This is a genomic window from Streptomyces violaceusniger Tu 4113 (assembly GCF_000147815.2).
GTDB lineage: Bacteria > Actinomycetota > Actinomycetes > Streptomycetales > Streptomycetaceae > Streptomyces > Streptomyces violaceusniger_A.
Genome location: NC_015957.1, coordinates 4,571,667 through 4,585,999, shown reverse-complemented (window position 1 = coordinate 4,585,999; position 14,333 = coordinate 4,571,667). Strand labels below are relative to the sequence as shown.

The following is a 14,333-nucleotide window of genomic DNA, read 5'->3' as shown; positions in this document are numbered from 1 at the left end:
TTGCCTGTTACGAGTCAAAGAAGACTGAAGAATGAAAGGAGGCCAGAGAACTGCACCTCGGCGGTCACATTTAGCTGAGCTCGTTTTCGATGAAATCGAAGAGATCGTCGTCCGACGCCCCGTCAAGCCGCTGCGTAATGCTCTCAGTGTCCGACGTCCCGCCCTCGCCACCGTTCAGCTTGGCGAGGAGCACCTGGAGTCGGGATGCGATGGCCATTCGCTCGGCGTTGTCCGGCTCAGCCGTGGAAAGTGATGCCTCGAGTTTTTCCAGATCCGCGATCAGCGGAGTAGCGGATGTCCCTTCGTCAGGCAGTACGCCCGCTCGTACGTGTTCTGCGAGAGTCCTTGCGTTGGGGTAGTCGAAGACCAGCGTGGTCGGCAGCTGGAGTCCGGTGTCCGCGTTCAACCGGTTTCGGAATTCTACCGCCGTGAGCGAGTCGAATCCCAATTCCTTGAAGGCGCGGTCGGATTCCACGCCTTCCATACCGGAGAATCCGAGAACCGCGGCCGCGTGACCGCGTACCAGGTCGAGGACGGCGCGCTCCCGCTCGCCAGGAGCCAGTGCGGAGAGCCGTTCCCGCAACCGCGATCCGGCCTCGGCGTTGCCTTCTTCGGCGGCACGGGCCTGTTCCAGAACCGATACGACCTCGGGCAGCTCGCCAATGAGCGGGCTCGGCCGCTCCATCGTGAACGCGGGGGCGAATCGTTTCCAGTCCATGTTCGCGACCGTCACCACACCGTCGTCGCCCACGATCGCGCCCTGCAAGGCGGCGATCGCCAGGTCGGGCGCCATGCTGATCAGTCCGCGACGCGCCAGCTGCTCGCCTCCGCTCCCGGCCGCCATACCGCCTTCGGCCCAGGGACCCCAGGCCACCGCGGTACCGGCAAGACCCCGGGCGCGGCGGCCCTCCACCAGCGCGTCCAGGTAGGCGTTGGCCGCCCCGTACGCGGCCTGGCCACCGCTGCCCCACACACCGGCGATCGAGGAGAAGACCACGAAGGCGTCGAGTTCACGGTCGCCCAGCAGCGCGTCCAGATGGTCGGCTCCCGCCGCCTTCCCCGATACCACCGACGCCGCGTCCGCCAGACTCATCCCCGCCAGCTCGGCGGCCTGCTCCACACCGGCCGCGTGGAAGACGGCCCGCAGCGGGAACTCCTCCGGGACGGCGTCGAGCACCGCGGCCAGTTGCGCACGGTCGGCTACATCGCAGGCCGCCACGGTCACCCGGGCGCCCAGCCCCTCAAGCTCCGCACGCAACTCCGACGCGCCCGGCGCCTCCAGACCACGACGGCTGGTCAGCACCAGATGCTCGGCACCCTGGCCCACCGCCCACCGTGCGATCCGCGAGCCCAGCGCGCCCGTACCACCGGTCACCAGCACCGAGCCGCCAACCCGCCAGGACCGCTCCGCACCCTCGGCGACCCCAGCTTCAGCCCTCATCAGGCGCCGGACGAACACTCCCGAACCGCGCACGGCGACCTGGTCCTCATCGCCCCCGGCGGACAGCACGCCCACCAACCGGCTCACGGCACGCTCGTCCAGCACCTCGGGCAGATCCACCAGACCACCCCACACCTCGGAGTGCTCCAGCCCCACGACCCGGCCCAGACCCCACACCTGCGACTGCGTCACGCCGGCGAGCCGGTCGGAACGTCCCACCGACACGGCACCCCGCGAAGCACACCACAGCGGGGCCCCGGCACCCACCTCCACCAGCGCCTGCACCAGCGTCAGCGTGGAAGCGATGCCGCCGGACAGCGCGGGGTGTTCCGGGCAGGGCTCCTCGTCCAGAGCGAGCAGCGACAACACACCACCCAGCTCGGGCGCGTCGGCGATCACCTCACGCAGCCGCTCGCCCAACACCCCGGCGTCCAGGTGCCGCTCATCCACCACCAGCGACACCACATCCGCGCCATGCCGCTCGAGCCCGGAGACAACGCCTGCCACCAGCTCGTCCTCGGCACGCGACGCCGGAACCACCGCCAGCCAGGTCCCCGGCAACGACCCACCGGTCACGTCAGCGACCGGCTTCCACGACACCCGATAGCGCCAGCCGTCGATCCTCGACTGCTCGCGGTTGCTCCGGTGATACGCGGACAGCGCGGGCAGAACCGCGCTCAACGGCGTATTGCCGTCGACGTCGAGCGCCCCGGCAAGCGCTTCGAGATCCTCGCGCTCGACCGCCTCCCAGAATCGCGCGTCCACCGAATCCGCGGCGGTCGAACCGGCATCCCGGCCGCCACCGGCCGCGGACGTCTCCGGCCAGAACCGCTCGCGCTGGAACGCGTATGTGGGCAACTGCACCTGGCCCGCACCGCGGTCCGCGAATACCGATTCCCAGTTCACCGCGCCACCGTGCGCATGCAATTCGGCCAGCGCCGTCACCAACGCCCCTGTTTCGGGGCGCTGCTTGCGCAGCACAGGAACCAGCATTTCCGCCGAAGTGTCTTCGGCGCTTTCCGCGAGGCAGTCCTGAACCATCGCGGTGAGCACACCATCGGGACCCACTTCCAAGAACCTGGTCACACCCAACGCCTCAAGCGAACGTACCCCATCCGCGAACCGAACCGCCTCACGCACATGCCGAACCCAATACTCCGGAGAACACGTCTCCGCTTCCGATACCAGCCCACCGGTGACATTGGACACCAGCGCCATGGTCGGCGGCTCAAAAGAGACCTCACGGACCACGTGGCCGAACGCGTCCAACATACTGTCCATGAGGCAAGAGTGAAACGCATGAGAGACCCGCAAACGCCTAGTCTTTGCCCCTTTCGCCGTCCATGTGTCCGCCACCTCCTGGACCCCGGCCGCATGCCCGGCGATCACCACTGCCGACGGACCGTTGACCGCCGCGATGCTCATCTCGTGCTCGCGGCCGGCGATCGAGGCGGCGACCTCCTCCTCGGATGCCTGGATGGCGACCATCGCGCCGCCCTCGGGCAGCGCCTGCATCAGCCGGCCGCGGGCCGCGATCAGCGTGCACGCGTCCTCCAGCGAGAACACCCCGGCCACATGCGCGGCCGCGATCTCACCGATGGAGTGGCCGATCACCACATCCGGGGTGATGCCGAAGTGCTCCAGCAGCCGGAACAGCGCCACCTCGATGGCGAACAGCGCGGGCTGGGTGAACGCCGTCTGATCCAGCAGTTCGGCATCCGCACTGCCCTCGGCCGCGAACACCACCTCACGCAGCGGGCGGTCCAGCACCACATCCAGATGCGCGCACACCTCGTCCAACGCCTGCGCGAACGCCGGGAACGCCTCGTACAACTCCCGCCCCATGCCCAGGCGCTGCGCGCCCTGACCCGAGAACAGGAACGCCGTCTTGCCGCCCGGTACCGCCTGCCCCTGGACGACGCCGGAGGCGATCCCACGCCCGGCCACGGCCTCGAGACCACGCAGCAGGTCTTCCCGGTCCCCGCCGACCAGCACGGCCCGGTGCTCGAACACCGAGCGGGTTGCCAGCGAGTGCCCCACGTCCAGCGTCCCGAGGTCGGCCCGGGCCGCCACATGCGCGTGCAGCCGTTCGGCCTGCGCCCGCAGCGCCTCCGGGCTCTTCCCGGAGACCAGCCACGGCACCACGTCCATCGACTCGGCCGTTCCGGGGGTCGCGGTGTCCGAGACCTCGGACTCCGCCACAGCGGGGGCCTGTTCGATGATGGTGTGCGCGTTGGTGCCGCTCAGGCCGAACGAGGAGACACCCGCCCGGCGCGGCCGGCCCGTCTCCGGCCACGCGGTGGCCTCCGTCAGCGGACGCACCTCACCCGCCGACCAGTTGACCTCCCGCGACGGCTCACCCAGGTGAAGGATCTTCGGCAACACGCCCTCACGCATGGCCATCACCATCTTGATGACCCCGGCGACACCGGCGGCCGCCTGCGTATGACCGATGTTCGACTTGATGGCACCCAGCCACAGCGGCTGCCCCTCGGGCCGCCCCTGACCGTAGGTTGCCAGCAGCGCCTGCGCCTCGATCGGGTCACCCAGCGACGTACCCGTACCGTGCGCCTCCACCACGTCCACGTCGGCCGCCGATAGCCCGGCACTGGCCAGCGCCTGCCGGATGACCCGCTGCTGCGACGGACCGTTGGGCGCCGTCAGGCCGTTCGACGCACCGTCCTGGTTGATGGCGCTGCCACGCACGATCGCCAGCACCGGATGACCGTTCTTCCGCGCATCCGACAGCCGCTCCACGAGCAGCATGCCGACGCCCTCGCCCCACCCGGTGCCATCCGCCCCGTCGGAGAACGGCTTGCACCGACCGTCGGGAGCGAGTCCACGCTGACGGCTGAACTCCACGAACGCACCCGGTGTCGACATCACCGACACACCACCGGCCAACGCCAGATCACACTCGCCCTGGCGCAGCGCCTGCATGGCCATGTGGAGTGCCACGAGCGACGAGGAGCACGCGGTGTCCACCGTCACCGCGGGTCCCTCGAGACCGAAGGTGTAGGAGATGCGCCCCGACGCCACGCTGGCCGCGCTTCCCGTGCCCAGGTGGCCTTCGAGCTCACCCTGCGCGTCCATCCACAACCCGGCGTAGTCCTGGCCGTTCGTGCCGACGAACACACCCGCCCGGGTGCCCCGCAGCGACTCCGGAGCGATACCGGCCCCCTCGAACGCCTCCCACGACGTCTCCAGCAGCAGCCGCTGCTGCGGGTCCATGGACAGCGCCTCGCGCGGCGAGATCCCGAAGAACCCCGCATCGAAGTCCGGGGCGCCGTAGAGGAAGCCGCCCTCGCGTGCGTAGGACGTGCCGAACCGCTCGGGGTCGGGGTCGTACAGCCCGTCGAGGTCCCAACCGCGGTCGGCGGGGAACTCGGCGATGGCGTCGCCGCCCTCGGCGACCAGCCGCCACAGCTCCTCCGGGGTATGGACATCCCCGGGGAAGTGGCAGCTCATCGCGACGATCGCGATCGGGTCACTGTCCACGGCGACGGCCCTCGGCTCGGCCGCGGCCACGGCCGGCTGGGTGGTGCCGAACGCCTCGGCGTCCAGGTAGTCGGCCAGTTCGACGGCGCTCGGATAGTCGAAGACCAGCGTGGCCGGGAGACGCAGCCCCGTCGCGAGGTCCAGCCGGTTGCGCAGCTCGACCGCGGTGAGGGAGTCGAACCCGAGGTCGCGGAAGGCCCGGCCGGGCTCGACCGCCTCCACCGAGGTGTGGCCGAGTACGGCGGCCGCGTGGCCTCGCACCAGGTCCAGCACGGCCTGGTTCCGCTCGGCCGCCGAGAGTCCTACGAGCGTCTCGGCGAATGTGGCCGCCTCCGTTGTGGCACCGCCGTTGACCGTGGTCAGGTGCTTGCGCACCTCGGGGATGTCACCGAGGAGAGCTCCACCGCCGGCCCCGGCCAGTCCGGGAGCCAGACGCTCCCAGTCGACGTCCGCGACGACGAGTGATGCCGCGTCATGGCCGACGGCCCAACGCAGGGCCGCCACAGCCAGGGAGGGGGCCATCGGGGACACCATGCCGCCCCGCAGCCGTTCCTCGGCACGGCCCTCCGCGGCCATACCGGCCTCAGCCCATGGTCCCCAGGCGACCGCCGTACCAGCCAGCCCGACCCCACGACGCAGGGCCGCGAGCGCGTCCAAGTAGGCGTTCGCCGCCGCGTAAGCCCCTTGGCCGGCGCCGCCCACGACGCCGGCGAACGATGAGAACAGCACAAACGCGTCGAGATCCAGATCTGCCGTCAGCTCGTGCAGATGCCAGGCGCCCTCCACCTTCACACCGAGCACCCCGGCGACCCGGTCGACGGACAGACCGTCCAGTACACCGTCGTCCAGCACACCGGCCGCGTGCACCACCCCGCGCAGGGGGAACCGCTCGGGGATGCCTGCCAGCACCTCGGCGAGCGCTTCGCGGTCCGCCACATCACACGCGACCACCGAGACCAGCGCACCCATGGCCTCGAGTTCCGCCTTCAGCTGGGGCGCACCGTCGGCCGCCAGGCCGCGACGGCTGGTGAGGACGACGTGCTCCGCGCCCTCGGTCACCACCCAACGGGCCACATGCGCGCCCAACGCCCCCGTACCTCCGGTCACCAGAACCGAGCCGCTCGGCCGCCAGGCTCCACCACCCGACGACACGACACGCACCAACCGCGGAACGAACACTCCGGAGCCCCGAACCGCCGCTTGGTCCTCGGCGCCCTCGGCGGACAGCACACCGGCCAGCCGCCCGACGGCGCGCTCGTCGAGTACCTCGGGCAGATCGACCAGTCCACCCCACATTCGCGGATGCTCCAGGGCCGCGACCCGGCCGAGGCCCCACACCTCCGCCTGCACCGGGCTGGTGAGCCGGTCCGAACGCCCCACCGAGACCGCGCCCCGCGAAGCGCACCACAGCCGAACGTCCATGTCCAGCCCTGCCAGGGCCTGCACCAGCCGCAGCGTCAGCGCGAGTCCCGCCGCGACCACCGGCTGCCCGGCGTACGGCTCCTCATCCAGAGCGAGCAGCGACATCACGCCGACCTCGGACTCGCCGTCGAGCGCGCCGAGCAGTGCCTGGGCGAGCCCGTCGGTGTCCGCGTCCGCGGCCACCGCCACCGGTACCACCCGGGCGCCGTGGTTCTCGAACCCCTGGCTGATCGACGTGGTGACGTCGCCATTCGCCAGACCAGCGGGCACGACCAGCAACCAGGTCCCCGGAAGAGAGACGGTGGCCAGGTCCGGGGCCGGCTTCCAGGAGACGCGGTAACGCCAGCCCTCGACCGTGGCCCGGTCGTGCTGCTGCCGACGGTACGACGACAGCGCGGGCAGCAGTTCGCCGAGCGAGCCTGTCCCGTCGATGTCCAGCGCCTCGGCCAGCGCGCCCAGGTCCTCGCGCTCAACGGCTTCCCAGAACCGGGCGTCCACGCTGTCGGCGGCGGAGCCGCCTGTCGCCCTGCCCGAGTTCTCCAGCCAGTAGCGCTGTCGCTGGAAGGCATAGGTGGGCAGCTCGACCTTCCGCGCGCCGCGTCCGGAGAAGAGGTGTTTCCAGTCGGCGGTGACGCCGTGGACGTGGAGTTCGGCGAGCGCCGTCGTCAACGCCTGGGGCTCAGGGCGGTCCTTGCGCAGCGCCGGCACGACGACCGAGGCCGATGTCTCCTCCGCCGTCAGGCACTCTCGTGCCATCGCCGAGAGCACACCATCGGGGCCCACCTCCAGGAAGGTGGTCACGCCCTGAGCCTCCAGTGCCCGTACTCCATCCGCGAACCGCACGGCCTCCCGTACGTGCCGCACCCAGTACTCCGGCGAGCACACCTCGGCACCCGCCGACTTGCCCGACACGTTGGAAACCAGCGCGATCGAGGGCGGGGTGAACGACAGCCCGTCGACGACCTTGCGGAAGTCGTCCAGCATCGCGTCCATACGCGGCGAGTGGAAGGCGTGGCTCACCCGCAGCCGACGCGTCTTACGCCCCTGCTCCGCCCACTGCGCGGTAAGCTCCAGCACCGCGCCCTCATCACCGGCGATCACGACAGCGGTCGGGCCGTTGACAGCGGCGATGCTCACCTCGGCCTCACGACCGGCAAGCAACGGAACGATCTCCTCCTCCGACGCCTGCACCGCCACCATGGCGCCGCCCTCGGGCAGCGCCTGCATCAGACGGCCACGAGCCGCCACCAGCGCGCACGCGTCCTCCAGCGAGAACACCCCCGCCACATGCGCGGCCGCGATCTCACCGATCGAGTGACCGATCACCACGTCCGGGGTGACACCCCAGTGCTCCAGCAACCGGAACAACGCCACCTCGACCGCGAACAGCGCCGGCTGGGTGAACGCCGTCTGATCCAGCAACTCCGCATCCGCATTCCCCTCCGCCGCGAACACCACCTCGCGCAGCGGCCGGTCCAGCACCACATCCAGATGCGCGCACACCTCGTCCAGCGCCCGCGCGAACACCGGGAACGCCTCGTACAACTCCCGCCCCATGCCCAGGCGCTGCGCACCCTGACCCGAGAACAGGAACGCCGTCGAACCCGATGTGCGCGCGGCGGACTGGACCACTCCCGGGGCGGTCTCACCGGCCGCGACAGCCTCGAGTCCGCGAAGCAGTTCCGCGCGATCCGCGGCCGTGACCACCGCACGGTGTTCGAGGGCCGAGCGCGTCGCCACCAATGAGTAACCCACATCCAGCGCGCCCAGTTCGGTGCGCTCCATCAGATACGACCTCAGCCGTTCGGCCTGGGCGCGCAGGGCTTCCGGGCTCCGGGCGGAGAGCGCCCAGGGAAGGACGCCGTGGTCCTCGGCGGGAGCCTCGTCCCGCACCGCCTCGTCGTACACCGGGGCCTGTTCAATGATGGTGTGCGCGTTGGTGCCGCTCACACCGAACGCGGAGACACCGGCCCGGCGCGGCTGACCCGTCTCCGGCCACGCGGTGGCCTCCGTCAGCAGCCGCACCTCGCCCACCGACCAGTCCACCTGCCGCGACGGCTCGTCCACGTGCAGCACCTTCGGCAGCACACCGTGCCGCATCGCCATCACCATCTTGATCACACCAGCCACACCCGCTGCGGCCTGCGTATGACCGATGTTCGACTTCAGCGCGCCGAGCCAGAGCGGGCGGCCTTCCGGCCGGTCCTTGCCGTACGTCGCCAGCAGCGCCTGCGCTTCGATCGGGTCACCGAGCATGGTGCCGGTGCCGTGGGCCTCCGCCGCGTCCACCTCGGAGGCCGACAGCCGAGCGTTCGCCAGTGCCTGCCGGATCACCCGCTGCTGCGAGGGACCGTTGGGGGCCGTCAGACCGTTCGAAGCGCCGTCCTGGTTCACGGCGGAGCCCCGCACGACCGCCAGCACCTGGTGGCCGTTGCGCCGGGCATCCGACAGCCGCTCCACGAGCAGCATGCCCACACCCTCGGACCAGCCCGTGCCGTCCGCCGCGTCCGCGAACGGCTTGCACCGGCCGTCAGGGGCAAGACCACGCTGACGGCTGAACTCCACGAAGGCGTCCGGTGAAACCATCACCGTCACACCACCGGCGAGCGCCATCTCACACTCACCCTGGCGCACCGCCTGCGCGGCCTGGTGCAGGGCCACCAGCGACGACGAGCACGCGGTGTCCACCGTCAGCGCGGGTCCCTCGAGGCCGAGGGTGTAGGAGATGCGGCCCGACACGACGGAGGTGGCGCTGCCGGTCAGCAGCTGCCCTTCCAGCCCCTCGGGAATCTCCTGCAGCCCCATTCCGTAGCCGGAGGTCGCGGCTCCCACGTAGACGCCGATCTGGCTGCCGCGCAGGGACGCCGGGTCGATACCGGCCCGCTCGAACGCCTCCCACGAGGTCTCCAGCAGCAGCCGCTGCTGCGGATCCATGGCGAGCGCCTCACGCGGCGAGATCCCGAAGAACGCCGCGTCGAACTCGCCCGCCCCGTCCAGGAACCCACCCTCGCGGGCGTAGAACGTGCCCGACCGCTCCGGGTCGGGGTCGTACATCCCCTCGACATCCCAGCCACGGTCGGAGGGGAAGTCCGTGATGGCGTCCGTACCGGCCGCCACGAGGTTCCACAGCTCCTCCGGGCTGCGCACACCGCCCGGGAAGCGGCAGCTCATCCCGACGATCGCGATCAGGTCGTCATCGACCGGGACCGCCACCGCCGACGGCACGGCCACCGCGTCCTGCGTCCCCAGCACCTCGGCACGCAGATGACCGGCCAGCACCGCGGCGCTCGGGTAGTCGAAGACCAGCGTGGCCGGCAGCACCAACCCGGTCTCCGCGTTCAGCCGGTTACGGAACTCCACCGCCGTCAGCGAGTCGAAACCCAACTCCTTGAACGCACGATCGGGCTCAACCACCTCCCCACCGGCAAACCCGAGGACCGCAGCCACATGGCCACGCACCAGATCGAGCAGGGCCCTGTCGGTCTCCGCCCCGGTCAGCCCGGTCAACCGCTCCCGCAGGCCCGCCGAAGTATTTGCCCCGCCGGGCGCACTCACGGCCTCAAGGACCTTCGCGACCTCGGGGAGGTCACCGATCAACGGGCTCGGTCGCCCCAGGGTGAACGAGGGGGCAAACCGCTCCCAGTCCATATCCGCGACCGTCACCGCGCCATCGTCACCCGCGATCGCGCCCCGCAAGGCGGCAAGGGCCAAGGCCGGATCCATGGCGAGCAGGCCACGACGGGCGAGTCCCCATTCCACCCCCTCCGCTGCTGCCATACCGCCCTCGGCCCAGGGACCCCAGGCCACAGCGGTACCGGCGAGACCCCGCGCACGGCGGTCCTCCACCAGCGCGTCCAGATAGGCATTGGCCGCACCGTAAGCGGCCTGGCCACCACTGCCCCACACACCGGCGATCGACGAGAAGACCACGAACGCGTCCAGCTCACGCTCACCCAGCAACTCATTCAGGCACGCCGCCCCCGCGGCCTTCCCGGACACCACCGCCGCCGCGTCCGACAGACTCATCCCCCGAAGCTCAGCCGCCTGCTCAACACCCGCCGCATGGAACACCGCACTGAGCGGAAACTCCTCCGGAACGGACGCAAGAACACCAGCCAACGCCTCACGATCGGTCACATCACACGCCACCACGGTCACCCGCGCGCCCAGCGCCTCGAGCCCATCCCGCAGCTCGCCGGCGCCCGGCGCCTCAGCACCACGGCGGCTGGTCAGCACCACATGCTCGGCACCCTGACGCACCACCCAGCGCGCCACCCGACTACCCAGTGCACCCGTGCCGCCGGTCACCAGCACGGTGCCGCGCGCCCGCCACGGCCGCTCCGCTCCCTCACCCGCGTCAGCCCGCACCAGACGCCTGGCGAACACACCCGAGCCCCGCACCGCGACCTGGTCCTCACCGTCCCCGGCCGACAGCACACCAGCCAGCCGCGCCACACCACGCTCATCCAGCGACTCCGGCACATCAACCAGACCACCCCACACCGCCGAGTGCTCCAACCCCACAACCCGCCCCAGACCCCACACCTGCGACTGCACCACCCCGGCAAGCCGATCCCAGCGCCCCACCGACACCGCGCCACGCGTACCGCACCACAACCGAGCCGGAACATCCACCTCAACCATCGCCTGCGCCAGCACCAAACTCAGCGCATAACCACCCGACAGCCCCGGATACCCCGGGCAGGGCTCCTCCTCCAGAGCCAGCAGCGACAGCACACCATCCAGCTCGGGCACCTCCGCGACCGCCTCACGCAGCCGCGCCGCCAGCACACCCGCGTCCAGGTCCCGCTCATCCGCCACCAGCGACACCACACCCGCGCCATGCCGCTCGAGCCCGGCCACAACCTGCGACACCAGCTCATCCCCGGCACGGGACGCCGGAACCACCACCAACCACGTCCCCGACAACGACCCCTCGGCCGCGTCCGGAACCGGCTTCCACGACACCCGATAACGCCAGCCGTCAATCGTCGACTGATCACGACTGCTGCGGTGATACGCCGACAGAGCCGGCAACACCGCGCCCAACGACGCCTCGTCGTCGAAGTCCAGCGCGTGTGCCAGCGCTTGGAGATCCTCGCGCTCCACCGCCTCCCAGAACCGCGCGTCCACCTCGTCCCGGACTCCGGCATCTGCGCCGACCGCGGCGGTGGACTTCTCGATCCAGTAGCGCCGACGCTGGAACGCGTAGGTCGGCAGGTCGACCCTGCGGGCCCCGAGGCCGTCGAAGGCCGACGCCCAGGCGACATCGGCCCCGTGCGCATGCAGTTGTGCCAGCGCCGTGATCAGGGCCGCTGCCTCCGAGCGGTCCTTGCGCAGCACCGGCACGGTCACGGGCGCCGAGGCAGGCTCGGCCCGTTCCGTCAGACAGTCCTGCGCCATCGCCGAGAGTACGCCATCGGGGCCCACCTCCAGGAAGGTGGTCACACCCTGCCTCATCAGTGCCCGCACCCCATCCAGGAAGCGCACCGCCTCCCGCACGTGCCGCACCCAATACTCCGGGGAACACACCTCAGTGTCCGAGGCCACCCCACCGGTGACATTGGAGATCACATCGATGGAGGGCGGGGCGAACGACAGCCCGTCGACGACCTTGCGGAAGTCGTCCAGCATGGCGTCCATACGCGGCGAGTGGAACGCGTGGCTGACCCGCAGACGGCGCATCTTGCGGCCCCGCTCCGCCCACTGCCCGGCGATCTCCAGCGCCACCGCCTCATCACCCGCGATGACCACGGCCGTCGGACCGTTGACCGCGGCGATGCTCACCTCGGCCTCACGCCCGGCCAGCGACGGAGCGATCTCCTCCTCCGACGCCTCGATGGCCACCATCGCCCCACCCTCGGGCAGTCCCTGCATCAACCGGCCACGAGCCGCCACCAGCGTGCAGGCGTCCTCCAGCGAGAACACCCCCGCCACATGCGCGGCGGCGATCTCACCGATGGAGTGACCGATCACCACATCCGGGGTGACCCCCCAGTGCTCCAGCAACCGGAACAACGCCACCTCGACCGCGAACAGCGCGGGCTGCGTGAACGCCGTCTGGTCCAGCAAGTCGGCGTCCGCGCTGCCCTCGGCGGCGAACACCACCTCCCGCAACGGACGATCCAGCAGACCGTCCAGATGCGCGCACACCTCGTCCCACGCGTCAGCGAAGACCGGGAACGTCTCGTACAGCTCCCGCCCCATGCCAAGACGCTGCGCACCCTGACCCGAGAACAGGAACGCGAGCGTGCCCTCGCTCCGTACTACGCCCTGAACAACGACCTGAGCGGAACTTTCGCCGTTGGTCAGGGCCTCCAGGGCGCGGAGGAATTCGTCTCGGTCCCCGGCGACCAGGGCTGCGCGGTGCTGGAAAGCCGTACGGGTCGTGGCCAGGGAGAAGCCGACATCCGCCACATCCAGCTCTGAGTGGGCGCTCAGATGGGCGTGGAGCTGACCCGCCTGGGCGGCGAGCGCCTCCGTGCTCTTGCCGGACACCAGCCATGGCAGGACAGCGGGCCGCTTGCCCTCGCCCGCCTTGGGGCCCATCGCCTCAGGCTGTCCATCACGGTCGGCTTCCGGGGCGTGCTCGATGATGGTGTGCGCGTTGGTGCCACTCACGCCGAAGGAAGAGATACCGGCCCGGCGCGGCCGGTCCGTCTCCGGCCACGGGGTGGTCTCGGTCAGCAGCCGCACCTCACCCGCCGACCAGTCCACCTGCCGCGACGGCTCATCCACATGCAGCACCTTCGGCAATACACCGTGCCGCATCGCCATCACCATCTTGATCACACCAGCCACACCCGCCGCGGCCTGCGTATGACCGATATTCGACTTGATGGCCCCCAGCAACAGCGGCCGACCCTCCGGCCGGCCCTGCCCATATGTCGCGAGCAGCGCCTGCGCCTCGATCGGGTCACCCAACTTCGTACCCGTACCGTGCGCCTCCACCGCGTCCACCTCGGCGGCCGACAGCCCCGCACTGGCCAGCGCCTGCCGGATCACCCGCTGCTGCGACGGACCGTTCGGCGCGGTCATGCCGTTCGAGGCACCATCCTGGTTCACCGCCGAGCCCCGGACGACGGCCAGCACCTTGTGGCCGTTGCGCCGCGCGTCCGACAGCCGCTCCACCAGCAGCATGCCCACACCCTCGCCCCAGCCCGTGCCGTCCGCCCCGTCCGCGAACGGCTTGCACCGGCCATCCGGCGCCAGCCCACGCTGACGGCTGAACTCCACGAAGGTACCCGGCGACGACATCACCGTCACGCCGCCGGCCAGCGCCAGCTCGCACTCGCCCTGCCGCAACGCCTGCACCGCCAGATGCAACGCCACCAGCGACGACGAACACGCCGTGTCCAGCGTCACCGCAGGCCCCTCGAGACCGAGGGTGTACGAGATGCGGCCCGACACCACACTGGCCGAACTATTCGTCAGGTAGCCGTCGAGTTCACCCCCTACCTCATAGACATGACTCGCGTAGTCCTGGCCGTTCGTGCCCACGAAAACCCCGACCGGCCTGCCACGCAGAGACAGCGGGTCGATCCCGGTTCGCTCGATCACCTCCCACGACGCTTCCAGGACCAATCGCTGCTGCGGGTCGGTCGCCGCAGCCTCACGGGGAGACATACCGAAGAACTGCGGGTCGAACTGGTCGGCCTCGTAGATGAAGCCGCCTTCTCGGGTGTAGCTCGTCCCCGGGTTGTCCGGGTCCGGGTGGTACAGCACCTCGGTGTCCCAGCCCCTGTGCTCCGGGAACCCGGAGATGGCGTCGACGGCATCCGCGACCAGCCGCCACAGTTGCTCCGGGGTGCGCACGCCTCCGGGGAAGCGGCAACTCATGCCGACAATGGCGATGGGCTCTTTCGATGCCGCGACCAGGCGCTGGTTCTGCAGCTTAAGGCGGTCGTTCTCCCGCAAAGAAGCACGCAGCGCTTCGACAACTCTTTCGGAGGACGTAGCCATCAGTATCTCC

At 70.3% G+C, this 14,333-nt stretch carries 1 protein-coding gene; it reads right to left on the bottom strand.

The window, feature by feature from the left end; translation table 11 throughout:
* Positions 1 to 70: 70 nt before the first annotated feature.
* Positions 71 to 14,323, bottom strand: a complete 14,253-nt coding sequence (locus tag STRVI_RS19065) for a type I polyketide synthase (protein WP_014057312.1) — start codon at positions 14,321 to 14,323, stop codon at positions 71 to 73.
* Positions 14,324 to 14,333 lie beyond the last annotated feature (10 nt).

Bases quoted from the DNA above. Each gene is read 5' to 3' on its own strand.
- STRVI_RS19065 (WP_014057312.1), bottom strand. From the start codon at position 14,323: ATGGCTACGTCCTCCGAAAGAGTTGTCGAAGCGCTGCGTGCTTCTTTG.